Genomic DNA, 25,798 nt, shown 5'->3' on the forward strand with positions numbered 1-25,798 from the left:
AAATCAGAAACAAACAATCAGAATACGTGTGTCAGCTGTACCGCGCCCCAGAGGGCATCGCGCGAGGCCGGACCGTCGCGCAGCTCGGCCGTCTGGTAGTGCAGGGCATAGCTGAGCTGCGTCTGGTCCAGGATCTGCGTAACCACGCCGATCCACGCTTCGGCGAGCAGCGGCTGCACCTCGTCCGAGGTGTAGCGGACATCGCTATCGCGAAACTGGCCTTGTAGGAACGCGTTGTACCCGCGCGCTTTGACGCGAGCACCGAGGAACACATAGAGCTCGCGGCCGCCGCGATAGCTCTCGGTCGGTACCGGCGCCGACATGTAATCCGTCAGCTCGGCCGCGAAACCCCACCAGGGCGAGTTGAAGCGTCCGGCGCGCATCGAGATGGAAGCGCTGGCCTCGGTCAGGAATCCGACACTGCCCTGAACCGTGGTTTTCACATCGATGCGACCATTCGGATCGGCGATCCACAGCTTCTGTCGAGCGAGGGTGTAGCGCGCGGTCGGCTCGCCGCCCGCGGAGATCTGATAATCATACCCACGCGGCGCCTCCGAACCGACCAGCTCATGCACCGCGCTGTGCAAACGTTCCGACACCGACAGGCCGAGCACACCGATGGTCAGGCTGCTGGTCCAGACACCGAGGTCGTCCGCATCGACCTGCACGCGGCCATTGGAAACAAACAACAGGCTGGCATACGGCCGATCGTCGGGCTGCACCTCGTCGACCAAGGTGTTGCTGGGCGTGAACGCCATCAGGCCGAACTGCCGCGCGTAATGAACTTCGGCGTCCCGCTCCTCGACGCTGAGCGAATCCAGACGGCGCAGCAACGGATCGAGCGACAGCAGGCCATCGCGGGCGCGTTCGCCGGAAATGGTGATGCTCATGCCGCCGGTGTAGTCGCGATCCTGGTTGTCGCCGGCGAACAGGTCGTTGTCGATCTGCACGCGCACCGCATCAACGCCGTCGAACCAGCCGAGTCGTTGATCGGACACCACCACTTCGGCAATGGCGTCCCGGACACTGTCAGGCTTTTCGACAGTCGCTGTCTCATCGGCGATCTTCCGAGCGGTACTGGCTGAATCGCGGACAGCGCTATCGACCGTCATGGCTGGTATGAAGTCATACGAACCCGCGGCGTCGCTTTCAGCCTGCGCTTGCGCTTCATTGCCACCAACTACCAACGCAGCGGTGCCTAACGCCGCCAGTGTCGCCCAGCGCAGCTGGGCCATCCATTCGATATTTTTCGTTGCCAACATGACCGTACCCTTCCCGTTCGCGTTGCCCTTCGGCTTTGCGTCGCTTGCCACGCGCTCGCGCCCTGGCAGCTTTTTCCGTGGCGCTACTGTGTCCAAAGCATCGCGGCCGATAAACGCGGCGAAGGGAATGACATTCATGAATCGCCAGTCATGAATCGCCCCCAACCGCCTGCATCGCACTACTCGTGCGGCAACCACACCGTCGCATCGTTATTGCATTCGCACTGCTGCAAATGCACTAATCCGCTTGTGATGCGCAGAAATTAGCGGGTTGGCGTGAGCACGCTGTTGGGCCAGCCGTGAGCGCGCCGTGAAAAATGGAGCCTCGTCGATTGCTGCCGGGCGAAGCGGATTTCGCTGCGATCGCGAGCGATGCCTTTCGGGCAATGGAATCTTTCCTGGGGGGAAAGAAAGATGGACAAGTTCACCTGCATGGTGGCATTGGCAAGGGTGGTCGAATTAGGAAGTTTTGCAGAGGCGGCGCGCCGCATGGGTGTGTCCGCGCCGATGGTGACCAAGTACATCGGCCACCTCGAGCAGGAGCTGGGCTCGCGGTTGCTGAATCGCTCCACCCATTCATTGAGCCTCACCGACGTCGGTCAGCTTTATCACCAGCGCTGTGTGCAGATCCTCGAGGACATCGAAGAGGCCGAAGCCATCGCCGGTGCCAACAACACCGTGCCGCGAGGCTCATTGAAGATCTGTGTGTCCGGCGCCTTCGATCTGTCGCATGTCGGGCCGGTGCTGCTCGACTATTCGGCGCGTCATCCCGATGTCCGGCTCGAAGTGACGGTCAGCAATCACTACGTGGATCTGGCCGAGGAAGGTTTCGATCTGGCGGTGCGCGCCAGCAGCCATCTGCGCACCAATCTCACGACGCGCAAGCTCGCCACGTCGCGGCTGGTGGCGTGCGCATCACCCGCTTATCTGAGGAAGAATCCGCAGCCGGAGATCCCGGAGAATCTTCTTCATCACAACTGCCTCGCGTTCACCGACAACGCGCCGTCTTCCCAGCAATGGCGCTTCGAACGCGATGGCCGCAACTCGGTGGTGCAGGCGCTGGGCACCTTGCGAGCGAGCAGCAACGAGTTGCTCAAACAAGCGGCGCTGCGGGGTCATGGCGTGACCTTGCAGCCGACTTTCAACGTGCACCAGGAATTGAAGGCCGGGACGCTGCAACAGGTGCTGGTCAACTACGATGCCGGCTCGCTGGGCATCTATTTGATCTATCCACAGCGTCGCTATCTGGCGACGAAGGTGCGCAGCTTCATCGAGTTGCTGGATGGGAGATGGGGAACGGACCCGGACGCGGACCCATTCTGGAATAACACCGAGCCGACGGCGCGCGTGGTCACCGAGGTAGCCGTTATTAAGTAGCCTACGCATCCACCGAGCTCGCTCGGAGGCAGCTGCCATCGAGAAGCCTACCCAGCGCCGAGCTGTCTCATTCGCTGCGTTCCAGTTCCCACTGCCCCCATGGCACGCCTCGGCGCACATGGACACCAAAACCGGCGTGCTCGAAATGGCGCGCGAGGCGCGAGCGATACCAGCTTGCGCTACGCAGGTTGATGTCGCTGTCGCTCGTGGACAGGTCTGCGTTGTCGCGCCAGTCCTCGAGTGTCGGCGCATGGAAGTACAGGGCGCCGCGTGACAGGCGTGCCAGATTCGCCATCGCCTGCGCCGCCTCGCGATCGGACAGGTACTGCATCACATCATAGCAAATGATGAGATCGAAACGGGCGCGCGGCCGGTACTTCGCCAGCGATTCGTGCACCCAGCCATGCTCGGTGCATAGATGCTCGCTGACCTCGAGTCCCACATAGCTGGCCCCGGGGAAGGCCTTCAACAGCGGCGGCTTCAGCCAGCCCAGCCCGCAGCCGGCGTCCAGAATCCGCTGCACCGGCAGCTCCAGCTGCTTGACCAGCGCTGCCACCATGCCGGCCCGGCGGGCCATCTCCTGCCGGCTTGTAACCCGCGTGCGGGGATTCATATAGAAGCGTTGATAGAAGCGGGCGTCGAAGCGGTTGGCCATTGGGGTCGGTCGGGGATCTGAAGGACGGCGGCGCGAGTTTACTGCTCCTGTCAGGCGCCGTTCCGGGCAATGTTCCGGGGCAGGTGTTCTTGATAGTCCGTTGCCCGACCCCACCTAATCCGCCATGAACCACACGGAATCACCCAATGGCCATGCGTAACCCGCCGTCCTGGATGTGGGCCGAAGCCTGCGAAATGCTGGAGCGAGCTCAACAGCTGCAGCGCCAGTTCTTTCGCTTTGGCCGCACGGTCGCCGCCGAGCCTCGCTGGGAACCGCCCGTCGACATCCTCGCTTATGGCAACGAGGTCCAGGTCGCGGTGGCATTACCCGGCGTTGCCGCCGAGCACATCGAGGTCCGCACCGATAGCGGGCTGCTGCTGATCAGCGCCACGCGAGCCCTGCCGGTGACCAGCCGTGCCACCGGGGTTCACCGGCTGGAAATTCCATATGGTCGCTTCGAACGGCGCATCGCGCTGCCCGAAGGACGTTATCAATTGTTGGAACAGGTGTACGCCAATGGCTGCCTGATCCTTCGACTGGCACAACGCTGATAGCGCGGAGCCTCACTAATGACCGACTCAACTCGCAAGAACTCTCAGCCGCTCGACAGCGACGAGCAGGGCGTGCACACCATCACCGATGACATGCTGGTCATCATTCCGGTGCGCAACCTGGTGTTGTTCCCGGGCACGGTCGTGCCGGTCGCGATCAATCGCGACCGCTCGCTCGCGGCCGCGCAGGAAGCCGTGCGCAACAATCGCAAGCTCGGCTTCTTGCTACAGCACGACCCCGATATGCAGGCGCCGACCGGCAGCGATCTGTACTCGACCGGCACGGTCGCCAACATCGTGCGCTATGTGACCGGTGCCGATGGCACTCATCACCTGGTCGTGCAGGGTGAGCGCCGCTTCCGTGTGCTCGATTGGCAGAACGGTCTGCCGTACATGGTGGCGCGCGTCGAATACTTGTCCGATCCGACCAGTGTCAGCAGCGATGTCGAGGCACGTGCGCTCAACCTGAAGCGCCTCTCCGCCGAAGCCATCGGTCTGCTGCCGCAGGCGCCGGCCGAGTTGTCCAACGCCATCCAGGCGGTGGAATCTGCCTCGACCCTCGCCGACCTGGTCGCCAGCTTCATGGACGTGAAGCCCAGCGAAAAGCAGGAGCTGCTCGAAACCCTCGATCTGAAGGTGCGGCTGGAGCGCGTCAGCGAGCTGCTGCAAAAGCGCATCGAAGTGTTGCGTCTGCAGCGGCAGCTGGAAGAGAAGACGCGCGATGCCATCGACGAGCGCCACAAGGAAGTGCTGTTGCGCGAACAGCTGCGCCAGATCCGCAAGGAGCTCGGCGAAGAGGGCGAGGCCGGCGAAGAGATCGCCGAGCTCAGAGAGGCCATTCAGAAGGCCGGGATGCCCGATGACGCGCGCGAGCAGGCCGAGAAGGAATTGAAGCGCCTCGAGCGCATGTCGGATGCCAGCGCCGAATACTCGATGCTGCGCACCTGGCTGGATTGGATGGTGCAGCTGCCGTGGTCCAAGCTCGACAAGGAGTCGATCGAGATCGAGCATGCCCGCAAGGTGCTCGATGAGGATCACTATGGCCTGGAGAAGATCAAGCGACGCATCGTCGAGTACCTCGCCGTGCGCAAGCTCAATCCGCAGGGCCGCAGCCCGATCCTGTGCTTCGTGGGCCCGCCGGGCGTGGGTAAGACCTCGCTGGGTCAGAGCATCGCGCGCGCATTGGGCGTGAAGTTCGCCCGCGTCAGTCTTGGTGGCGTACATGACGAGGCCGAGATCCGCGGCCACCGCCGTACATACATCGGCGCGCTTCCCGGCAATATCGTGCAGTCGGTGCGCAAGGCCGGCACTCGAAACGCGGTGCTGATGCTCGACGAGATCGACAAGCTCGGCGCCGGCATTCAGGGCGACCCGTCCGCGGCGTTGCTGGAGGTGCTCGATCCCGAGCAGAACAATACGTTCCGCGACAACTACCTGGGCGTGCCGTTCGACCTGTCGAAGATCGTGTTCATCGCCACCGCCAACGTGCTCGACACCATTCCGGGCCCGCTGCGCGATCGTATGGAGGTGATCGAGCTCACCGGCTACACCGAGGACGAGAAGGTCGAGATTGCCAAGCGCTACCTGGTGCGCCGGCAGCTCGACGCCAACGGCCTGAAGCCGGAGCAGGCATCGATCACCGATGACGCGCTTCGCCAGATCGCGCGCGATCACACGCGCGAGGCCGGTGTGCGTAACTTCGAACGGATGATCGGCTCGGTCCTGCGTCACGTCGCGGTGAAGATTGCCGAAGGCTCGATAACCCAACAGACGATCGATGTCGGCGATCTTCCCGGCATCCTGGGCGCGCCGCGCTTCGAGAACGAAGTGGCCATGCGTGTCAGCGTGCCGGGCGTGGCGACCGGCCTGGCATGGACGCCGGTGGGTGGCGACATCCTGTTCATCGAATCGACGCGTGTGCCGGGTAACGGCAAGCTGATCCTCACCGGCCAGCTCGGCGATGTCATGAAGGAGAGCGCGCAGGCAGCGTTGTCGCTGCTGAAGTCGCAAGCGGCACGGCTGGGCATCGATACGACGTTGTTCGACAAGAGCGACGTGCATATCCACGTGCCGGCCGGCGCGATCCCGAAGGACGGCCCGAGCGCCGGTGTCTCGATGTTTACGTCGCTGGTCTCGCTGTTTACCAACAAGACGGTGCGCAGCGACCTGGCGATGACCGGCGAGATCAGCCTGCGAGGGCTGGTGTTGCCGATCGGCGGCGTCAAGGAGAAGACCGTGGCCGCGCATCGTGCTGGCATTCGCAAGGTGCTGCTGCCAGCACGCAATCGCAAGGACCTCGAGGACGTGCCGAAGAGCGTGCGCGACGATGTCGAGTTCGTGTTCTGCGAACGCGTCGAAGATGTGATCCGCGAAGCGCTGGGTATCCAGTTGAGCTCGGCTCAGGTCGACGCCGCCGCGTAGTCGCAGTGAACAGGGCCGCGGGCGAGCAACGCCCGCGGCCCTGAACCCGTCCTGAATCTCGCCAGTTCCAACCCCGCGACCGCGCACGGACTCGCCGGGAGCTGGCACGCGCCATGCAACCAAATCAGCATGAATCGCATTGCAAGATTGGCGCGAAGAGAGTAATCAGTGAGTCATGTTCCGCACTCAAGCGAGTGAGATGCGCAACTTAAGCGCGTTCCAGCATCGCGTTCCGCGAGCTGAGCGGTTCTTCTTTATTTTTGTTCTCCATGGGTCGGCGCCGGCGGTCTTTCCAGATCAATGCCACCGCGGCACGCACCTACGTGGCGCACACGCTCACGGAACATGTTCGGCCATGGATCAGTCTTTGAGTGTAGGGTTGTCAGCAATCGCCCTGACGAATGGGAGCGATGAAGAGTGTCACCCCCTGCACCTTCGCATGGCACCTTCGCGCGTGTGCGGGAGTATGCTGGTCACGAATTCGGACAGTGTGAAACTTGAGGACAGTGTGAACTGCACCCAGGAGCGTACTGTCGTAACGGGTATATAGAACTGCAGACTCGGAAACAGATCCAATCCATCTGTAACCACAGGTCTGCTGATTGGAGGGCGGTTCGATGCAGTCAGACAGCCCCAGAGGAAGCTCGCAACGCGGCGAGAGCTTCGTCGAGGCCTTGAGCGCCTACAGCCGGTTCCACCGTGCGCAGCACTGGTCGGGTACCTTCGGCGAATTCCTTCGCACCATTGTCCCTGGCAACGGGCGGCAGCTGGCTCGCAGCAGCCACGAATATCTATGGGACATGCTCAACTGGTTCGGCAAGAACGCTCCGGGTAGCAACGGCAACGGTAACGGTGGCACTGCCACCACCGGTGACGGCGGCGCCAAGGAGTTGTTCAAGCGCGAGCTGTTCGGCATCGACGAGCCGCTCGGCCGCATCGTCGACTACTTCAAAGCGGCGGCCGCGGGATCGGATGTCGGCAGGCGCTTGCTGTTGCTGCTAGGTCCGCCGTCCGGCGGCAAATCCACCATGGCCATTCTTTTGAAGCGCGGCCTGGAGGAATACAGCCATACCGACGAAGGCGCCATGTATGCCTTGCAGGGCTCGCCGATGCACGAATCGCCACTGAATCTCATTCCCGCCAGCCTGCGCGGTGAGTTCCGCGATACATATGGCGTGGAGATCAAAGGTGAGTTGAGCCCTTGGGCACGCGATCGACTGGAGCGCGAGTTCGAGGGCGACTTCCTGCGCATGCCGGTCGAGCGCATCTTCCTTTCCGAAGCCGCACGCGTGGGTGTCGGCACCTACGCGCCACACGACCCCACCACCGCTGACCTCGCGGACCTGGTCGGTTCCGTTGACCTGTCCAAAGTCGCGCAATATGGCGATGAAGGCGATCCGCGCGCCTGGTCATGGTCGGGCGCGGTGTATGCCGCGAGCCGCGGCGTGCTGGAGATGATCGAAATCCTGAAGGTGAAGCGTGAGTTCCTGTATCTGCTGCTGACGCTGACACAGGAAAAGAACGTAAAGGTGTCGCGCTTCCCGCTGATCTATCTCGACGAAACCATCCTCGCGCACACCAACCTCGCGGAGTTCCACAAGTTCCTGCAGGAAAAGGAGAACGAGGCGCTGCTCGACCGCATGGTCATCGTCAAGGTGCCTTACACGCTGTCGTATCTCGAGGAAGCGCGGATCTATAACAAGCTGGTATCCGCTGCACCGGCGTTTCGAGATGTGCATCTCGACCCGCACGCGTTGAAACTGGCCGCGGTGTTCGCCGTGCTGACGCGCCTGTACAAGCCCGAGCGCGAAGGCCTCGACATGTCGAAGAAGTTGCGGCTGTACGCGGGCGAGAGCGTGGAAGGTTTCCCGGAAACGGAAATCACACGGCTGCGCGCAGAAGCGCCCGAGGAAGGTCTGACAGGTGTCAGTCCGCGCTTTATCGTCAATTCGATTTCCAATGCCATCACGCGCACCGACAAGAAGAGCCTGACCAGCATGGAAGTGCTGCTCGCGCTCAAGGATTCGATCGAAACCGATGCGCGCATGGATGCGAAGGCCAAGAAGCTGTGGATCGATTATCTGGTACTGGCGCGCAAGGACTTCTACAACCGCTGGGTGAAGGAGGACGTGCATCGCGCCCTGTTCGCTTCGTTCGAGGACGAAGCGCAACAACTGCTGGACAAGTACCTGGACGAAGTGGAGGCCTCGCTCGATCACCGCGAAGTGACCGATCCGATCACCGGCGAATCGCGTCCCGCCGACGAGCGGTTCCTGCGCTCGGTGGAGGACAAGATCAAGGTATCGGAATCGGGCAAGCTGACGTTCCGCCAGGAAGTGGTGCGCAAGGCCATGGTGGCATACAAGGTTGGTGAGAAATTCACCCTCAACAGCCATGCGCGCATGCGCGAAGCCATCGAACAGTATCTGTTCGAAGAGCGTCGTGATGTATTGCGGCTCGTAACGTCGGCGGCGCGGCCGGACGACGAAGCCCGTAAGAAGATTTCCGCGGTTCAGGACCGCCTGACGTCGGAGTATGGTTATGACGATCACAGCGCCAAGGAGGCGCTAAGCTACGTGACGACGTTGCTGGCCCAGGAATGACACAGGAGTGAGACAGGAGTAACCCCGTGCGCTTTTTTCGGGCCGATCTTTCGCTGAACAGGCACCCATGACGAGCTGTCAGGAGTTAGTCTGCTGAATGAGCCCGGTCGAGCGGGCCGATTGAGACGGGGGTTGCGAGCGACATGAGCGACAACGCAACGGGCACCACCGATACCGAAAAAGGTGGCGGCAGTCGCAGCCCGGGCGAGGCCGGTTGGTACGACCTCTTCTCGCGCGGCGCGCGAGACTGGCTGCGTCATAACGACAAGGTGCGCGAAGCAGTACGCCAGCATCTGCCGCAAGTCGTTGCTGGCGCCGATGTGCTCTCCGGTGGCGCCTCCACGGTGCGTGTGCCGGTAAAGATGCTGGAGCACTATCGTTTCCGGTTGCGCAACTCCAACGAGCAGCAAGGCGTCGGCCAGGGGCAGGCCAAGCCCGGCGACCGCATCGGCCGGCCGCAACAGGATTCCGACAATCAACGCGGCCAGGGCGGCAACGAAGACGGCGGCGTGCAATACACCCTGGAGTTCCGCATCGACGATATCGTCGATTGGCTCTGGGAAGAAATGAAGTTGCCGAACCTGGAAGCGAAAGCCGGCCGTGCCAAAGAGGACGACTGGACCCGCGAAGGCTGGGATCGGCGCGGGGCGCGTTCGCGCCTCGATCGCCGCCGTTCCATGAAGGAATCGATCAAGCGCCGTGGCGTGCAAGCCGCCAGCGGGGCCGAGTCGCCGTCTTTCACCGATGACGATCTGCGTTACCGCCAGCTCGCCAAGCGCGAGCAACCGGCCATGCAAGCCGTAGTGATCCTGCTGCTCGACGTCTCGGGCAGCATGGGTGAACGAGAGCGACAAATCTCCAAAACTTTCTTCTTTTGGGCCATCCAGGGCCTGCGCCGGCAGTATCGCCACCTGGACCTGGTGTTCGTCGCGCACACCTCGGAGGCCTGGGAATTCGAAGAGGACGAGTTTTTCAAGGTCACGGGCACCGGCGGCACGGTCGCATCGGCCGGCCTGAAGAAGGTGCGCGAGATCATCGACCAGCGTTACAGCCCGAGTCAGTACAACATTTATCTGTTCTACGCCTCCGACGGCGAGAACTTCCCTTCGGATCAACCGCAGGCGCAGGTTGCGCTGGAGGAAGTGGCCGCGGACTGCAACTACTGCGGCTTCCTGGAGGTTGCACCCTTGGCCGGCGCCATGCCGGACAGCGAGATCGGCCGATTGTTCGTCGATCTGTCCCGGGATGACGATAGCGTCGGCGCGTATCGCGTCAGCGGTACCGATGACATCTGGAATGCCGTGCGGCACTTCTTTACTCACGCATCTCAGGGTTCGTGACGTCGATGCCTACCACCACCGCAACCGAAGACTGGCAATCCCACATCTCGCGCATCGAGCAACTGGCGCGCGCGCAGGGATTGAAGTACCACCCCGTGGAGTTCGAGGTGGTGCCGGAAAGCTTCATGACCGAGATCGCCATCTACGGCCTGCCGGTGCGCATGCCGCACTGGTCGTTCGGCGTGCGCTACATCTATCAGTTGATCCAGCACCGCATGGGGCTGTCGCGCCTGTTCGAGGTGGTGTTTCCGGGCAATCCCGGGCGCGCGTATCTCGCCAAGAGCAACAGCGCCGCCGAGAACGTTCTCGTCACCGCGCACGTGCTTGGCCATGCCGATTTCTCGGCGAACAACATGCTGTTCCGGCGCAGCCAGGAGCAGGTCGGCGAGCACATCGTGGAACAAGCGGCGGCACATGCACGCCAGATCGCAATGGCCATCGAGGAGCATGGCCTCGAGCGAGTGGAAACCGTGCTCGATGCCGCGCTCTCGCTGGAACAGCACGTCGATATCGATCAAGGTTTGCGACGGCAGCGTTATCCGGAAACCCTGCCGGAACGTAGCCCACCGGCGAACGACGAGTTCGCCAAACGTTTCGCGGCACTGGGGCCGGACACCGCGCGTCCCGCACCCAGCGGCCCGGCCAAGAAGGCGCCCATTCCGCCGCACCCGGAGTGCGACCTGCTGTGGTTCATCGCTCAATACGCGCCTGAAATGGAACCTTGGGAGCGCGACATCTTTCTCGCGGTCCGTGAAGAATCGTTTTATTTCTATCCGGTGTTCGCCTGCCAGATCATGAATGAAGGCTGGGCTTCGTACTGGCACGCACGGCTGCTGCGTGAGGCGGATTTCCTGCCGCCCGCTGCCTATGTCGATGCGATCAAGTGTCATTCTGACGTGGTACGGCCGACCGCCAGTGGCGAAAACGTCGCACTGTCCACCAATCCCTATCATCTGGGCTTCTCGATCTGGGAGAAGATCGTGGCAGCGCAGGGCTTGGAAGCCGCGCGACGGATCATGGCCGAAGACGATGACTTCTCATTCGTACGCAATCACCTTACACAGGAGCTGGCCACCGAGTTGAAGCTGTTCCGCTACAAGGGTCCGGCCACGGGCACCCTGACCGTTCAGGAAATGGACTTGCCGGCCCTCCACGAAGCGCTGCTCGCTCCGAAATACGGATTTGGCGCGCCGAGAGTGAGCGCGGGTCGCGTGCACGTCGACGGCAAGCTCGAATTGGTCCACGACCACGTCAACGATGGACGCGGCCTGGATCCGGAGCGTGCCAGGAGAGTGCTCGAGTACGTCGCGAAAGTGTGGCGACGGCCCGTGAGCCTGACCACCGTCGACAACGATCAGCGCAGCGTGGAAATCTCGGTGTCACCCGGCCTGACGCCTGGCTTCAACCGCTAGCGGCCAAATTCAACGGCCCAGTTCAACGGCCCAGTTCAACTGGCCAAGTTCAACTGGCCAAGTTCAACTGGCCAAGTTCAACTGGCCAAGTTCAACTGGCCAAGTTCAACTGGCCAAGTTCAACTGGCCAAGTTCAACGGCCGAGTCCAAGCTGAAATGGCGGCCGTCGGGTCGAGCGGCGCCAATCAGCTTCCGCTTCAGCCGAAGCACGTCAACGCGGCTCGGGGATAAGAGGAACTACCTCGCTCTGCGACTCAGATCGCCGGCATCTGCGATGCATGCCCTGTCCCTCCGCCGTCGTTTGCCTACGATGCATGTTGGTTTCCACGACTGGGCGTGTGATGCTTCGATGGCTCGTGATTCTGGTCGGCTGTGCGTCGTACGCACTCGGCGGTGCGGCGCATGGCGATGAATCCTCGGTGCCGCCAGCGGACCCAGCACTGTGGGGAGTCTATAGTCAGCTCGTTGGAACGTCGCGCCAAGCAGGCGAGCGCGGTTATCGGTTGACCTGGAGCTGGAGCCGGCCCGGCGAGGAAATCCTCGAACAGTGGACGACGCCGGCCACCGGCACCGTTGCGTTCACCCACAAAATCACGCTGGGCGCCCGCCCGGGCCAGCTGGTCTTATCAGCGCCGCATCTCGGCGGTGGCACCTCGGACGGCACGATTCAACCCGACGGCGCGGTCCTGTACATCGGCCGCGGCCTCACGAAAGCGGCCCAGCTCATCGGCCTCGCTGAGGACGGCTATCTCGAGACTCGCCGCGCCAAGGTCAAGGATGGCCAGATCGTGTCGCTGGCCGCAGCAACCCAATACTCACGCTTTGCGCTGATCGAGGCTCCGTCCTCGACGGCGACGGCATCGAGCACGGCGGGCCAATTAGTTACATCGGTCAGCACCGCCGTCTCCGCTGCTTCCGCTCCCGCGGATCCCCTTGCTGATGTCGCAGTTTGGGGCGACTACGCCCGCATCGTCGGACGCGATTGGCGCGGGTACTACGACATCTCAGTGCGTTGGTCAGTGCCAGGCAAGGAAATCGTCGAAGTCTGGAAATATGGACCGATGACACCCGCCACCGAGGGGCAAACACTGCGCACCATCACGCTTCGTCCCGACAGCAAGCCTGGCCGGCTGATCGCCACCATCGCAGGCAGCAAAATGGAAGGTACGAGGCATGGCAAGATCGGCAAGGCGGGCGAGGTGTCGTTCGGCGCTCATTCCGTCAAGCTGATCGATGCGGACACGGTGGAGCACTGGGGAGCCACCTTTGCCAGCAACTATTCGTACAAGGTGTTCGCGGTTCCGCCGGAGCCGCTCGCTCCCCCGCAACGTTCCACGTGGGGCGCGTATGTCGACGTCGCAGGTCAGTCGTTTCGCAGCGACGCGGGCTCCAAGCCGCTGTTGCTGAGCTTCGGCTGGCTCATTCCCGGCAAGGTGCTCTACGAGCTTCGTCACTATCTGGATGACGATCAGCTGTACGCCATCTTCATCCATGCATCGCGCGACGATGGCAGTTTGATCCTGCGCTGGTCGCCTCCCTATAACGGGGATGCGCGCGGTGCAGTCGATGCGAACGGCAAGGTCAGCTTCGTTTCGAAACGAACGCTCGGCATGCGCTCTGCGAATTCCCTCGAGCTGCTGAGCAGTGGCCAACTACAGTTCATGACGGACTTCTCCCTCGATCCAAAGCGGACCTGGACGCTCTCGGCCGTGCCCAACGAGCAGGTGCCGAAGATCCGCATGGCGGCCAAACGCGACAAGCAAGAGCGCGACCGCGCCGAGGCCCTCGCCAGAGCGGAGCGCTCGCAACGGCGCGCCGAGCTCTTCGGCGCCATGCTGGGCGCAGCGGAAACGTTCAGCCAGGAGTTATCGATAGCGCAGGCGCGAGGCGGCAGCGCCGACGCGCAACTCGGTGAGGCAACCGGGCGCACACTCGATCAGCTGCGCATGCAACAGCAGAGTGCCGCCCTCGCTCAACAATTCCGCGATAGCTCTGCGGATTCGATGTCATCCTATTCGTCCTCGCCTGGCGCAGGCGCCGCGGCATTCGTCGATGGCACCTATGTGATGGAAGGAGGCACTTACTCGATCGATGCCAGGCGCGACGGCGCGGATCTCGTCGTCACTGAGCCCAACAAAGTCTCGCGTTACCAAGCGCACTCCGACGGCGTCTGGCATTTCTATAATTCGAACGTCGATATCGTTTATGGATTGCGCGTCATCGACGGTCGCACGCTCGAAGCATTCAGACCGCATCAGCCAGGTGCGGCACCCTCGCAGCTACATCGCGTCGGCGGTGCCGCTAGCGTCGAGCTCAAAGCCAGCAACGACGAGACGAACGCGATCGCCGAACGCTACAAGCAACTGGCGAAGGAAGATCCGAGCAACGTGCAAGTCTGGAGCGCTTGTGCGCTGGCCGCACATAAGCGCGCTGTGTCGCCCGGACCGGCAGCTGATCTCTACGGCATGCAGATGGCGCAGGTGTTGAAAGAAATGATGGCTGACGGCAGCCCCACCCCGTGCGACGACGCGATCCCTGCGGCGCTTTGGTAACAAGCCTGCATCCCGGCTGATGCCGGAGGCGCGCGTCTTGGTGGAGATTGAGATCCGGGAATCAGGCGGCGGAGGCGGACAGGAAGCGCGCCTTGTAGTCCCGCACGAATTCTTCGAGGGTTCGCGGCGGCCGGCCGGTAATGTCCTGCACGACAGAGTTGGGCGCGACATTGAGCATGTTGGATGCGCACGCATCCCAGTACTCGAGCTTGGCTTCAATCATCACCGGCGACAGGCCCTTGCCTTGCAGCCAGCCGCGCGCCTCGTTCGCGGTGATGTCCTGGTAGCGCACCGGGCGGCCGAGAATATGACTGAGCTTGTCAGCGATTTGCGGAAAGCTTAGCGACTCCGAACCCGTCACCGTGTAGATGCGCCCCGCATGAGAAGGATCTTTCAAAGCCGCGACCGCAACCGCAGCCACGTCGCGGGCATCGACCCAACTCCAGGGAGTGGAGCGGAACGGGCCGGCAATCAGGCCTTGCTGGGCAATGGAGGGGGCGAACTCGAACAACAGCTGCAGCATGTAAGTCGGGCGCAGGCGGGTCAGCTGCACGTCGGGGCAGGCAGCAACGCCGGTTTCGGCCTGACCCAGCCAGCGGAGCATGCGCGCACAACACATTTGCGGATTGGCGCCGACACCGGACAGCTGAACGAAGCGTTTGACGCCGGCCGCCTTGGCCGCATTGGCGACTTTGAGATGGGCCTCGGCGATGTGTGGGGAATAGCCCGAGGCCAGGAAAACGGCCTCGACACCCTCGACCGCGCGTTGCAGACTGGTCGGGTCCTCGGGATCGGTGCGAACCGCCTCGATGTTGGGCGCCTTGATCGGCAGATCGACCGGTTCCTGTAATAGCGCGCGGACAGCCACGGGCTGATTGGCCAGCTCGGCGAGCACTGCTCGGCCTACATGCCCCGTTACGTCCGTCACCAAAAACATCGTTCCATCCCCCGGTTATGAGGTCTTGATCAAGGGTTGCGAAATTCGCCGATACATTAAGCAAGCTTCGGATGGCGGTAAACCACCGCGGCAGCAAAATCTTCGTGCATTGTGGTCATCAATGGAGCGCCTACAATGAGCCCACGTCACGGTTCCGTGACCCCAGGGAAACAATTCGTTGAATGAACAATTTCAGTGACATAGTAGCCTTCGTGCGTGTCGTCGAGGCCCATAGCTTCGTCGCTGCCGCACAGACGCTAGGTATGTCCCCGTCGGCGATAAGCAAGGCTGTGTCCCGCCTGGAGGAACGCCTAGGGGCGCGCCTGCTTAACCGTACCACGCGATCGCTGAGTTTGACCGACCTCGGTAGCGGTTTTTATGAACGCTGCCGCGAGGCGCTCGGCCAGCTCGACCAGGCCGAAAACGAGGTCTCGGAATCGCGCGGCGTGCCGCGGGGAAAACTGCGCGTGGACGTGCCCATCTCCCTGGGTCGCAAGATCATCGTGCCCGCCTTGCCACGATTCATTGAACAAAATCCTGAGCTGACGGTGCAGATGAGCATGAATGACCGGGTGATCGACCTGGTGCAGGAAGGCATCGACGCGGCGCTTCGCGTCGGCAATCTCAGTGACTCCAGCCTGATCGCGCGCCGTGTAGGCAGTTTGCGCGGTGTCACCTGTGCCTCGCCGGAATACATCGAGCGCATGGGCGGTCCGCCGAAGACGCCCGAAGACCTCAAGCCCGAGCAATGCATCGCCATGTTCCGGCCCGGCAGCAACCAGATTCGTGACTGGATGTTTCGAAAGGATGGCGTGGATCACACCATCATTCCCGCGGCACCTTTGTCATTCAGCGATCCGGAGTCGGCGGTGGCTGCGGCCATCAGCGGCGCGGGTTTCGTGCGTACTCTGAATTTCACCGCGGAAGCGCAGATTGCCTCCGGTCTTCTGCAGACGGTGCTGGACGATTGGAACGATGGTGCGTGGTGGCCGGTCTCCGTGGTCTATCCGCAGCACCGACAGCCGACCGCCAAGATCCGCGCGTTCATCGAATTCGTGAGCGGCCTGTTCCCGCAGGTAACACCCGAACGAGCGCCATCGCTTGGTGCCGTGAGCACGGACCCCGCGGCAATTCCGGCTCGCTCGTCACGTATGGTGGCGGCCGCGCCGCCTTGATTTGGTATGCGACGATTCACGGCGGGAGTTCGTGCCAGCAACCGGCCGCACGGACCTTGCGACACACCCGCATCTCGCCGCTGATCTCGTAATCCCATGTCCGCGAAAAGCCTCATGGTCAGACCCACGCCCTACATGATCTGGGCTCTGACAGTCGTGGCCGCACAGCGCAGCGGAGCTGTGCGGTGAACGTATGGCGCTAGTAGGAATCCTGCGGCCGCAGACGGAGGCGGAGCTGGCGATCGCGCTGGCAGCGCTCGAAGCGCATGGCATTGAAAGCTTTGTGCATGGGCGGTACTTCGGAAGCCTGTGGCCGGGGTTGCAGATCGAGTCGTACAACACCAGAACCATCATGGTGCCGGAGGAACGTGCTGGCGAAGCACGCGAAGCCTTGATGGACGTCCTGCCAACCAGTGAGCTCGCTGACGAATCAATGCTGTGGCAGGACATGAAGCGGTCTAAAAAGAAGCCTCGCGACCGATCACGGTTCAAAGTAGTAAAGTGAGGGGTGCGATCTCACACGGATCAGCGGGGTAATAGAAACAAATGGGAAGAGCGCTTCTCGCGATACTTGCGGTGGCGATGGTCGCTACGGCAGCGGGCGAGGCCCCGACTTCGGCTCCGCGATTGGAACCAGGCTTCGCGCAAGCATTGATTCAATCGGCAGTCGAGCAGACCTTGACGTCGGTCACCTATGACGGCTCGTACCGGCGCATTGCGTATCCAGGGGGCGATGTACCGGCCAGTATCGGAGTATGCACAGATCTCATCATTCGCGCGTATCGATCCGTTGGTGTGGATCTCCAAGTACGAGTTCACGAGGACATGAAGGCGGCCTTCGCGACCTATCCACAGCTGTGGGGCCTGTCACGCGCGGACCCCAACATCGATCATCGGCGTGTGCCGAACTTGCAGACCTATTTTCGCCGCAGCGGCGTGCAGCTCTCGATCAGCCGCGACGCGCGCGACTACCTGCCGGGAGACATGGTGACCTGGGTTCTGCCCGGCAACCTTCCTCACATTGGATTGGTAACAGATCGGCGCTCGCCAGACGGAGCGCGCCCGCTGATCGTGCACAACATCGGAGGCGGTCCGGAGATCGAAGACATGTTGTTCAACTACCCGATCACCGGTCACTACCGGTATCACCCTCCCGCCGACGCGAACGCTGGGGCTGAAAATCGCGACGAGAATGGCAATGTCGGCAACCGAAGTCGCTAATATTTCTTTGATCAGGTCCTACCTCCGCGATCGAGGGCGGCGTAACGGGTGAGGCGCTCGCGCGTTTCTTCGTACCGCTGGGAACACTTGCGACTGGCAAGCGCCTGTGCTCATTTTTCGATGTTTCTTGAGCTGGAGGATGGACGCATCCGGTGCAGCGGAATTACGATTGTTGCGAATCTTGGTGAGCACGGATTGAACGGAAATTAAGGCATGTACCTTCCCAAGCATTTCGAGGAGTTGAACGTCGCGACGATGCACGAGCTCATCCGGGCGCATCCATTGGCGACGTTGGTGACGACTTCCTCCGCTGGGATCGACGCAAACCACATTCCGTTCCATCTGGCCGAGCTCCCGGAGCCCTTCGGCACACTGCGCGGGCATGTGGCTCGCGCCAATCCGATTCTGGCCGATATTGCGACCGGCGCGCCGGCGTTGGCGATATTCCATGGTCCCGATGCGTACATCACTCCGGCGTGGTACCCCACCAAGAAGGAAACCGGAAAGGTTGTGCCGACGTGGAACTATGCGGTCGTGCATGCGCATGGCTTCCTGAAGCCGGTGGAGGACAAGGATTGGTTGCGCACACAGCTCGAAGCACTCACGACGCACAACGAAGCGCCTTTTGCGGAACCCTGGGCCGTTTCCGATGCGCCGGAAGACTACGTCGAGAAGTTGCTCGGGGCGATCGTCGGAATCGAGATGGTCATCACGCGGTTGGTGGGTAAGTGGAAAGTAAGTCAGAACCAGCCACCACGAAATCGAGCAAGCGTGGCCGAGGGATTGAGGTCTACGGATTCAGCGGGAGCGCAAGCGATAGCCGACCTCATGGACGACGCTCCCCAAAATCGGGCATGAGGCAGGAACGATCCCTGCGGCGTGCTCTGGCACGTAGCGCAGCGACGCGACGGCGCGATTCAAGATCTCTGAACGGGCCCGAAGTCATATCGGCCGCCACGCTCCAGCGCGCGCTGATAGGCTGGGCGCGAATGAATCTTTTGTAGAAATGTATACAGCCGCGACCGACTCCGGTCCAAGCCGCCACGAAGAGCAGCCGCTTCCAGCGGAAAGCTCATCTGAATATCCGCCGCCGTGAATTCATTGCCAACGAACCATTCACTGCGTCCCAGCTCGGCTTCGAGATAATCCAGGTGCAGCTGTAATTGGGGCGTAATGAAGCTGTGCTTCACTTGCCGTGCGATGGCTCGGGCCACCGGGCGCACGAAGAACGGCATCGGGCCGCTTTCGATGCGATCGAACACCAGCTTCAACAATAGCGGCGGCAGGGCCGAGCCCTCGGCGTAGTGCAGCCAATAGGTGTAGCGCAATCGCTCATCCGTCCCAGCGCGAGGCGCCAGTCTTCCGTCACCGTAGCGCTCCACCAAATACTCGACGATGGCGCCGGACTCGGCGATGACGCGGCCGTCATCGGTGATCACCGGCGATTTGCCCAATGGATGCACGTTCTTCAGCTCCGGCGGCGCGAGCATGGTCCGGGTATCACGCTGGTAACGCTGAATCTCGTAAGCAACGCCCAGCTCTTCGAGCAACCACAGCACGCGCTGCGATCGTGAGTTGTTCAAATGATGCACGACGACCATCGGTTGCTGACCCTGTCACGATTCATGACCTGCGACGTTACTGCCGCGATTGCACCCTTATCGCAATCTGGCGACGAGTGGATGCCCCGCACGTTGGATTTTCGGACGGGCATATCGAAATAACCAACGCGCTGGCACAGCCGGACCGCCGATTTCCGGCCAGTGTTCTGGGCAATTCCTGACAGGTTTGGGCAAGCGCGGCGTGATTCCTGATTCGACTTCATCAATGTCGTGCACTCAACCCGATTTGTCGGGTTGCGCCGGGCGCCTACAGTTGCGCCTCAGTCAGGTAGTGCTCCGCGCACTGCCTCTTTTGTTTCCAGGTTCGGTTTTCCGTTCAAAGGGAGTCTCTATGAACAATGCAACTCGCGACAGCCAGCCCGCCGGTCGTTTCGTGACCGTGGTGTTGCCAGCACTCGCCGCCGCGGTGCTGACACTGCTGCTGCAGGGCTGCAAGAGCGAAGCGCAAACGGAAGCCGCGGCACCGCTGCCGCAGGTTTCGGTGGCCGCCGCGCTCGAACGTGACGTGCAGGAGTGGGATGAATTCACCGGCCGCCTCGAAGCGGTGGAATCGGTGGAAGTCCGGCCGCGCGTTACCGGTTATATCGAAAGTGTGAACTTCAGCGAAGGCAGCGTGGTGAAGAAAGGCGATCTGCTGTTCGTCATCGATCCGCGGCCATATCGCGCCGAGTTGGACAGAGCGCAAGCCGAGCTGGCTCGTGCAGTTGCGCGCGCCGAGCTGAGCAGCAGCGATGTCGAGCGCAGCGAGAAATTGCTGGATGTGAAGGCCGTATCGCGCGAAGAGTATGACCAGCGTCTCAACGCACAGCGTGAAGCGAACGCGAACGTCGAAGCCGCGCGGGCGGCGGTGGCTGCCGCGAAGTTGAATCTCGAATTCACTCGCGTCACCGCGCCGATCAGCGGCCGCGTCAGCCGCGCTATCGTCACCGCGGGCAACCTGGTGACGGGCGGTTCGACTCAGGCGACGCTGCTGACCACGGTCGTTTCCATCGATCCGATCTATGTGACGTTCGAAGGCGATGAGCAGGTGTACCTGAAGTACACCGAGCTGGCTCGCCGCGGCGACCGGCCGAGCTCGCGCGATGCTGCCAATCCGGTGTTGATGGCGCTGGCGAACGAAGAGGGCTTTCCGCACCAGGGCGTGATGACCTTCGTCGACAACCAGGTGGATCCGCGCACCGGCACGATTCGCGCCCGGGCCGCGTTCGACAACAAGGATGGCTATCTCACGCCGGGCTTGTTCGCTCGAGTGAAGCTGCTCGGTCACAACTCGCATCCGGCGGTGCTGGTCGACGATCGTGCCATCGGCACGGACCAGAGCCAGAAGTTCGTTTACGTGGTCGATAGCGACAACAAGGTGTCCTATCGCACCGTGAAGGTCGGCCGGCTCACCGATGGCCTGCGCATCGTGCAGGAAGGCCTGGAGCCGGGCGAGAACGTGATCGTCAACGGCCTGCAGCGAGTGCGCCCGGGCGTGGTCGTCGCTCCCGAAAAGGTAGCGATGGATGCTCGCCTGAACCAGAGCTCGATGCTGGCATCGACGGGTGTGACTCAGTAGCCAACCGGCGCGCCCGCCCCGCCGATGAGGGCGGGCGCGCAGCAATACCATAGCCAATTGCAGTTGACCTGTTCGCCACGGCCTCGCGCCGTGGTGCTGGGGACACTTTTGCCCCCGTTTCGAGGGGAATCTTATGAAATTCGCACGTTTTTTCATCGACCGGCCGATCTTCGCAGCGGTGCTGTCGATCATCATTTTCCTGATCGGGGCCATAGCCATGTGGCAGCTGCCCATCAGCCAGTATCCGGAAGTCGTGCCGCCCACGATCGTGGTGAACGCGCAGTATCCGGGTGCCAATCCCAAGGTGATCGCCGAAACAGTGGCCGCGCCGCTGGAGCAGGAGATCAATGGCGTGGAGAACATGCTCTACATGTCCTCCCAGGCCATGAGCGACGGTCAGATGACGCTGACTGTGACATTCCGCTTGGGAACGGACGTCGACACCGCACAGGTTCAGGTGCAGAACCGGGTTGCTCAGGCGCTGCCGCGCTTGCCTGAAGACGTGCGCCGAGTCGGTGTCACCACGCTCAAGGCATCGCCCGACCTGTTGTTGGTCGTGCACCTCACTTCGCCTGACGGTCGTTACGACACGGTTTATCTCCGCAACTACGCGACGCTGCAGATTCGCGACGTGCTGGCACGTCTGCCGGGCATGGGCGATGTGAGATTGTTCGGCGCCGGCGATTACTCCATGCGCATCTGGCTCGATCCGGAGCGCATCGCGAGCCGCGGCCTGACCGCGGGCGATGTCGTGAATGCCATTCGTGAGCAGAACGTGCAAGTTGCCGCGGGCGTCATCGGTGCCGACCCGGCTCCGCAGGACGTCGACTATCAACTGAACGTGACGACCTCCGGCCGCCTGATCACTGAAGAGCAGTTCGGCGACATCATTCTGAAAAGCCTGCCCGACGGCTCGATCACGACGTTGAAAGACGTGGCCCGCATCGAGCTCGGCGCCGGTCAGTACTCGCTGCGCAGCCTGCTGAACAATCAGTCGGCCGTGGCGATTCCCGTGTCGCAGGCGCCGGGCGCCAACGCGCTCGAGCTGTCCGACGCGGTGCGTTCGACCATGAAGGAGCTGAGCAAGAACTTCCCCGAAGGCGTCAGCTACGAAATCGTCTACGACCCGACCGTGTTCGTGCGCGATTCCATCACGGCCGTGGTTCATACCTTGCTGGAAGCGTTGGCGCTGGTCGTCATCGTGGTGATCGTGTTCCTGCAGACCTGGCGCGCATCGGTCATTCCGTTGCTCGCGGTCCCGGTCTCAATCATCGGCACGTTCGGGCTGATGCTCGCGTTTGGCTTCTCTATCAACGCATTGTCATTGTTCGGCCTGGTGCTGGCCATCGGCATCGTGGTCGACGACGCCATCGTGGTGGTCGAGAACGTCGAACGAAACATCGAGAACGGATTGTCGCCGCGTGAAGCGACCTACAAAGCCATGGAGGAAGTCAGCGGCCCGATCATCGCCATCGCACTGGTGCTGGTCGCGGTGTTCGTGCCGATCGCGTTCATCACCGGCTTGACCGGCGAGTTCTACAAGCAGTTCGCGCTGACCATCGCCATCTCGACGGTGATCTCGGCGATCAACTCGCTGACGCTGAGCCCGGCGCTGTCCGCTCTGCTGCTGAGGCCGCATGGCGCCAAGCCGGACGTGCTGACCCGTGGCATGGATAAAGTGTTTGGCCGGTTCTTCCGCGCCTTCAACAACTTCTTCCATCGCTCCGGCGACAAGTACGTCGGCGGCGTGCGCAGCGTGCTCGCTCACAAGAGCATGACGATGGGCGTGTTCGCGCTGCTGCTGGTCGCGACCTGGGCCTTGTTCCAGGCCACGCCGAAGGGATTCATTCCAGTGCAGGACAAGCAGTACCTGATCACGCTGATCCAGTTGCCGAACGCGGCCTCGTTGAATCGCACCGATGAAATCGTGCGCCAGGTGGGCGAGATCGGCATGAAGGTGCCGGGCGTGCGCTCGGCGGTGCAGTTCCCGGGCCTGTCGGTCGCGGGCTTCACCAATAGCCCCAACTCGGCGATCGTGTTCTTCGGCCTGGAAGACTTCGACGAGCGCAAGGCGCCGGAGCTGTCGGGCTTCGCCATCGCCAAGCAGTTGAATGGCAAGCTCAGCTCGATCAAGGAGGCGCAGATCGTGACCTTCCCGCCGCCACCGGTAAACGGCCTCGGTACGCTCGGCGGCTTCCGGTTGCAGCTCGAAGACCGCGCCGATCTGGGTTACGACGAGTTGTACAAGGCCACGCAGACCATACTGGCAAAGGCGCGTCAGGCGCCCGAGCTGACGGGCGTATTCTCGAACTACGAAGTGAACGTGCCGCAGATCCTTGCCGACGTGAATCGCGTCAAGGCGAAGGAACACGGCGTGCCGCTCGACAACGTGTTCGAAACGCTGCAGGTGTATCTCGCGTCCCAGTACGTGAACGACTTCAATCGTTTCGGCCGGACCTATCGCGTGATCGCGCAGGCTGACTATCCGTACCGCGCCAAGGCTGAAGACATCCTGCAACTGCAGACGCGCAACGAAGCGGGCGAGATGCTGCCGCTCGGCTCGATCGTGCAGGTGTCGCAGACGTATGGCCCGGACCGCGTGTTCCGTTACAACGGCTATTTGACGGCCGACATCAACGGCGGCCCGGCGCCGGGCTATTCCACCGGCCAGGCCAAGGCGGTGATGGAGCAAATCCTCGCCGAGAACCTGCCGAACGGCGTGAAGTACGAGTGGACCGAGTTGACCTACCAGGAAATCCTCGCGGGGAACAGCTCGATCTTCGTGTTCCCGCTGTGCGTGCTGCTGGTGGTGCTGGTGCTCGCCGCGCTGTACGAGAGCTGGACGCTGCCGCTGGCCATCGTCGCCATCGTGCCGATGGCGCTGCTGTCGGCCATCTTCGGTGTCTGGATCACCGGTGGCGACAACAACATCTTCACGCAGATCGCCTTGTTCGTGCTGGTGGGCCTGGCCAGCAAGAACGCGATCCTGATCGTCGAATTCGCCAAGGACCGCGAGCAGACCGGCGTCGATCCGTTCAACGCCGCGTTGGAAGCCGCGCGCCTGCGACTGCGGCCCATCCTGATGACCTCGATCGCGTTCGTCATGGGTGTGGTGCCGCTGGTGCTCGCGTCGGGGGCAGGTGCGGAGATGCGTCACGCCATCGGTATTGCCGTGTTCTCCGGCATGCTCGGCGTCACGTTCTTCGGCCTGTTCCTGACCCCAGTGTTCTACGTCCTGCTACGCGCCGCAGTCATCCAGAAGATCCGTGGGCGCAAGCAACCAGAGGCCATCGAGGGAGCGGCCCATGCGTAACTTGAAACAACAAGTGTCGAGCCTGAGCAAGAAACTGTCCGTACTCGCGGTGAGCGCCGTGCTCGCCGCGTGCGCGGTCGGGCCGGACTACCAACGGCCGGAGATGACGACACCCGATCAGTTCGTGAACAGCGACCGTGCGCAGTTCTCGAGCACGGACCTCGAAAGGGATTTTTGGAAGTCCTTTAACGATGAGCCGTTGAATCAACTGATCGAGCAGGCGTTGACTGCCAACCACGATATTCGCATCGCCACCGCACGCTTGCGGGAAGCGCGTGCGATTCGTGGCGAAGCGCGCCTGGACTTCGGTCCAACCGTGACCGCCTCGGGCGGTCGCACCGAGTCGCGAGTGAGCGAACGTCAGGCGCCGGTCGCGGCACTGCCTCGTAACCAGGACTATTACGACGCAGGCTTCGATGCGTTCTGGGAGCTGGACTTCTTTGGTCGCATCCGTCGCAACGTCGAAGCAAACACGGCGTTGGTTCAGGCCGCGGAAGCCGGCGTTTACAGCACTCAGGTCAGCATCACGGCCGAAGTTGCGCGCAACTACTTCGAGCTGCGCGGTTCACAGCAGCGCCTTGCGGTTGCTCAGCGCAATGCCGAGAACCAGCAAGAAACGTTGCGAATCACGCAAGCGAGGTTGGATGCGGGCCGCGGCACGCAGCTGGATACATCGCGAGCGCAAGCGCAGCTGTCCGCGACGCTGGCGACGATTCCTGACTTCGAGTCTGCGATCACCAGCAGCATCCTGCGCTTGGGTGTGCTGACCGGACAGTCGCCGGAAGCGCTGCTGCCGCAACTGTCAGTGGTCAAGAAGTTGCCAACGCTGCCGACGGTGCAAAACATCGGCACGCCGGAGCTGTTGTTGCGTCGTCGCCCCGACATTTTGGTGGCGGAACGTCAGCTGGCGTCGGCCACCGCGCAAATCGGCGTTGCGGTCGGCGATTTGTTCCCGCGCATCTCGTTTGTGGGACGCTGGGGCTTCGACGCCATCGATAGCGGCGACATCGGCAATGCGAGCAGCGAGACATACGCGTTCGGTCCCAGCATTCAGTGGGCCGCGTTCGACCTCGGCCGCGTTCGTCAACGCGTGAAACAGCGCGAAGCCGCCACGGATCGCGCCTTGGCCACTTATCAGCAGACGGTACTGCAAGCGCTGGAGGAAACCGACGCGAGCATGACTGCCTACGTGAAGGCCAAGGTGAAGCAGGCTCATCTGCAGGACAGCACGACTGCATCGCTGGAAGCCGTGACGTTGGCTCGCGCTCGCTACGAAAGCGGCGTCGCCGACTTCCTCACGGTGCTGGATGCGGAACGCAGCGCGCTGACTGCCGAAGATCAGCTCGCCGTCAGCCAGACGCAGACGGCGACAGCGCTGCTGGCGACCTACAAGGCACTCGGCGGCGGCTTCCGTCCGCTGCCGGCTCAGGCGGCGCGCTGAAGCGCCGCCAGATCCGAGGCATGAAGCCGGACGTTTCCGCGGAAACGCAGTGATCGTCGCATCGCGGACCACGGGACCGGGGCTACGACAGCAATTTCACTGTCAAACCCTGAGGCCTGCTCGGCTGGGCTCTCCACGGCCTGCCACGCCAGCGGCGTAGCAAGTTATCGACGGCCATTCCGTGGTCGTAACCGGCCCAATCCAAGTGGGGCACGGTCGTGTGGCGATCAATGTGCAGTCCCTGCGCTTCGTTCGTTTCGACCAACTGATGCCAATCGCCGAGCGGCTGCGTGTGGTCGGGCAGCGTGCTATCGAATGATTTTCCGTTCGGCGTTGTGAACCGGATCGCGCCATCGTC

At 62.3% G+C, this 25,798-nt stretch carries 19 protein-coding genes; 14 read left to right on the forward strand and 5 right to left on the reverse strand.

The genetic code is table 11. The annotated features are described in order from the left end of the window. Positions 1-17: 17 nt before the first annotated feature. Positions 18-1,262 carry a lipid A deacylase LpxR family protein gene (locus VGE08_RS02060; protein WP_331066186.1) on the reverse strand — a complete coding sequence of 415 codons (1,245 nt, stop codon included), beginning with the start codon at positions 1,260-1,262 and terminating at the stop codon, positions 18-20. Between the two features lie 414 nt (positions 1,263-1,676). Here VGE08_RS02060 and VGE08_RS02065 point away from each other — a divergent pair, with 414 nt between their 5' ends. Then, complete coding sequence (locus VGE08_RS02065; protein WP_331066187.1) at positions 1,677-2,639, forward strand: LysR family transcriptional regulator; 963 nt, start codon at positions 1,677-1,679, stop codon at positions 2,637-2,639. A gap of 67 nt (positions 2,640-2,706) precedes the next feature. Here VGE08_RS02065 and VGE08_RS02070 read toward each other — a convergent pair whose 3' ends face one another. Next, on the reverse strand, positions 2,707-3,294 hold the full coding sequence (locus VGE08_RS02070) for a class I SAM-dependent methyltransferase (RefSeq protein ID WP_331066188.1): 588 nt from the start codon (positions 3,292-3,294) through the stop codon (positions 2,707-2,709). A gap of 146 nt (positions 3,295-3,440) precedes the next feature. On the opposite strand from VGE08_RS02070, the gene VGE08_RS02075 reads away from it, so the two are divergent. From VGE08_RS02075 to VGE08_RS02100, 6 genes are all read left to right on the forward strand, one after another. Further along, positions 3,441-3,845: an Hsp20/alpha crystallin family protein gene (locus VGE08_RS02075; RefSeq protein ID WP_331066189.1), complete on the forward strand. Its 405-nt coding sequence runs from the start codon at positions 3,441-3,443 to the stop codon at positions 3,843-3,845. 18 nt (positions 3,846-3,863) lie between these two features. Beyond that, a complete protein-coding gene (gene lon / locus VGE08_RS02080; RefSeq protein WP_331066190.1) occupies positions 3,864-6,266 on the forward strand; it encodes an endopeptidase La in 2,403 nt (800 codons plus the stop codon). Positions 6,267-6,883: 617 nt separating this feature from the next. Continuing rightward, on the forward strand, positions 6,884-8,869 hold the full coding sequence (locus tag VGE08_RS02085) for a hypothetical protein (RefSeq protein WP_331066191.1): 1,986 nt from the start codon (positions 6,884-6,886) through the stop codon (positions 8,867-8,869). Positions 8,870-9,012: 143 nt separating this feature from the next. Continuing rightward, the gene (locus tag VGE08_RS02090) at positions 9,013-10,209 is read left to right on the forward strand and encodes a DUF444 family protein (protein ID WP_331066192.1); all 1,197 of its coding nucleotides are present in this window, start codon (positions 9,013-9,015) and stop codon (positions 10,207-10,209) included. A gap of 5 nt (positions 10,210-10,214) precedes the next feature. Continuing rightward, on the forward strand, positions 10,215-11,621 hold the full coding sequence (locus tag VGE08_RS02095) for a SpoVR family protein (RefSeq protein ID WP_331066193.1): 1,407 nt from the start codon (positions 10,215-10,217) through the stop codon (positions 11,619-11,621). Positions 11,622-11,962: 341 nt separating this feature from the next. Beyond that, positions 11,963-14,173: a hypothetical protein gene (locus VGE08_RS02100; protein ID WP_331066194.1), complete on the forward strand. Its 2,211-nt coding sequence runs from the start codon at positions 11,963-11,965 to the stop codon at positions 14,171-14,173. A gap of 61 nt (positions 14,174-14,234) precedes the next feature. Here the strand turns inward: VGE08_RS02100 and VGE08_RS02105 are convergent, their stop codons facing one another. Further along, a complete protein-coding gene (locus tag VGE08_RS02105) occupies positions 14,235-15,110 on the reverse strand; it encodes an NAD(P)H-binding protein (RefSeq protein ID WP_331066195.1) in 876 nt (291 codons plus the stop codon). Between the two features lie 182 nt (positions 15,111-15,292). Here VGE08_RS02105 and VGE08_RS02110 point away from each other — a divergent pair, with 182 nt between their 5' ends. The 4 genes from VGE08_RS02110 to VGE08_RS02125 all read left to right on the forward strand — a co-directional run bounded on the left by VGE08_RS02110 (position 15,293) and on the right by VGE08_RS02125 (position 18,364). Continuing rightward, entirely contained in the window at positions 15,293-16,285 is a 993-nt protein-coding gene (locus tag VGE08_RS02110) for a LysR family transcriptional regulator (RefSeq protein WP_331066196.1), read from the forward strand. 193 nt (positions 16,286-16,478) lie between these two features. Further along, positions 16,479-16,790: a putative signal transducing protein gene (locus VGE08_RS02115; RefSeq protein WP_331066197.1), complete on the forward strand. Its 312-nt coding sequence runs from the start codon at positions 16,479-16,481 to the stop codon at positions 16,788-16,790. Positions 16,791-16,867: 77 nt separating this feature from the next. Next, positions 16,868-17,506, forward strand: coding sequence for a DUF1287 domain-containing protein (locus tag VGE08_RS02120; protein WP_414717440.1), 639 nt, complete (start codon positions 16,868-16,870; stop codon positions 17,504-17,506). 213 nt (positions 17,507-17,719) lie between these two features. Continuing rightward, complete coding sequence (locus tag VGE08_RS02125; protein ID WP_331066199.1) at positions 17,720-18,364, forward strand: FMN-binding negative transcriptional regulator; 645 nt, start codon at positions 17,720-17,722, stop codon at positions 18,362-18,364. Positions 18,365-18,423: 59 nt separating this feature from the next. Here VGE08_RS02125 and VGE08_RS02130 read toward each other — a convergent pair whose 3' ends face one another. After that, a complete protein-coding gene (locus VGE08_RS02130) occupies positions 18,424-19,107 on the reverse strand; it encodes a glutathione S-transferase (protein WP_331066200.1) in 684 nt (227 codons plus the stop codon). A 352-nt stretch (positions 19,108-19,459) separates the two neighbouring features. On the opposite strand from VGE08_RS02130, the gene VGE08_RS02135 reads away from it, so the two are divergent. The 3 genes from VGE08_RS02135 (at position 19,460) to VGE08_RS02145 (ending at position 25,440) form a co-directional block, all read left to right on the forward strand. After that, on the forward strand, positions 19,460-20,686 hold the full coding sequence (locus VGE08_RS02135) for an efflux RND transporter periplasmic adaptor subunit (protein WP_331066201.1): 1,227 nt from the start codon (positions 19,460-19,462) through the stop codon (positions 20,684-20,686). 133 nt (positions 20,687-20,819) lie between these two features. Then, positions 20,820-23,999 (forward strand): multidrug efflux RND transporter permease subunit, encoded by a 3,180-nt coding sequence (locus VGE08_RS02140; protein ID WP_331066202.1) that lies wholly within the window; start codon positions 20,820-20,822, stop codon positions 23,997-23,999. Continuing rightward, the gene (locus VGE08_RS02145) at positions 23,992-25,440 is read left to right on the forward strand and encodes an efflux transporter outer membrane subunit (RefSeq protein WP_331066203.1); all 1,449 of its coding nucleotides are present in this window, start codon (positions 23,992-23,994) and stop codon (positions 25,438-25,440) included. Before VGE08_RS02140 ends, VGE08_RS02145 begins: the two co-directional genes overlap by 8 nt. 82 nt (positions 25,441-25,522) lie before the next feature. On the opposite strand, the gene VGE08_RS02150 is transcribed toward VGE08_RS02145, so the two are convergent. Beyond that, on the reverse strand, positions 25,523-25,798 hold a 276-nt coding region (locus VGE08_RS02150), incomplete at its 5' end, for a hypothetical protein (RefSeq protein ID WP_331066204.1).

Source organism: Steroidobacter sp., from assembly GCF_036406195.1.
Classification (GTDB): Bacteria; Pseudomonadota; Gammaproteobacteria; order Steroidobacterales; family Steroidobacteraceae; genus Steroidobacter.

Bases quoted from the DNA above. Each gene is read 5' to 3' on its own strand.
- VGE08_RS02075 (WP_331066189.1), top strand. From the start codon at position 3,441: ATGGCCATGCGTAACCCGCCGTCCTGGATGTGGGCCGAAGCCTGCGAA.
- VGE08_RS02065 (WP_331066187.1), top strand. From the start codon at position 1,677: ATGGACAAGTTCACCTGCATGGTGGCATTGGCAAGGGTGGTCGAATTA.
- VGE08_RS02070 (WP_331066188.1), bottom strand. From the start codon at position 3,294: ATGGCCAACCGCTTCGACGCCCGCTTCTATCAACGCTTCTATATGAAT.
- VGE08_RS02140 (WP_331066202.1), top strand. From the start codon at position 20,820: ATGAAATTCGCACGTTTTTTCATCGACCGGCCGATCTTCGCAGCGGTG.
- VGE08_RS02100 (WP_331066194.1), top strand. From the start codon at position 11,963: ATGCTTCGATGGCTCGTGATTCTGGTCGGCTGTGCGTCGTACGCACTC.
- VGE08_RS02060 (WP_331066186.1), bottom strand. From the start codon at position 1,262: ATGTTGGCAACGAAAAATATCGAATGGATGGCCCAGCTGCGCTGGGCG.
- lon (WP_331066190.1), top strand. From the start codon at position 3,864: ATGACCGACTCAACTCGCAAGAACTCTCAGCCGCTCGACAGCGACGAG.
- VGE08_RS02125 (WP_331066199.1), top strand. From the start codon at position 17,720: ATGTACCTTCCCAAGCATTTCGAGGAGTTGAACGTCGCGACGATGCAC.
- VGE08_RS02110 (WP_331066196.1), top strand. From the start codon at position 15,293: ATGAACAATTTCAGTGACATAGTAGCCTTCGTGCGTGTCGTCGAGGCC.
- VGE08_RS02105 (WP_331066195.1), bottom strand. From the start codon at position 15,110: ATGTTTTTGGTGACGGACGTAACGGGGCATGTAGGCCGAGCAGTGCTC.
- VGE08_RS02090 (WP_331066192.1), top strand. From the start codon at position 9,013: ATGAGCGACAACGCAACGGGCACCACCGATACCGAAAAAGGTGGCGGC.
- VGE08_RS02085 (WP_331066191.1), top strand. From the start codon at position 6,884: ATGCAGTCAGACAGCCCCAGAGGAAGCTCGCAACGCGGCGAGAGCTTC.
- VGE08_RS02115 (WP_331066197.1), top strand. From the start codon at position 16,479: ATGGCGCTAGTAGGAATCCTGCGGCCGCAGACGGAGGCGGAGCTGGCG.
- VGE08_RS02145 (WP_331066203.1), top strand. From the start codon at position 23,992: ATGCGTAACTTGAAACAACAAGTGTCGAGCCTGAGCAAGAAACTGTCC.
- VGE08_RS02130 (WP_331066200.1), bottom strand. From the start codon at position 19,107: ATGGTCGTCGTGCATCATTTGAACAACTCACGATCGCAGCGCGTGCTG.
- VGE08_RS02120 (WP_414717440.1), top strand. From the start codon at position 16,868: ATGGTCGCTACGGCAGCGGGCGAGGCCCCGACTTCGGCTCCGCGATTG.
- VGE08_RS02095 (WP_331066193.1), top strand. From the start codon at position 10,215: ATGCCTACCACCACCGCAACCGAAGACTGGCAATCCCACATCTCGCGC.
- VGE08_RS02135 (WP_331066201.1), top strand. From the start codon at position 19,460: ATGAACAATGCAACTCGCGACAGCCAGCCCGCCGGTCGTTTCGTGACC.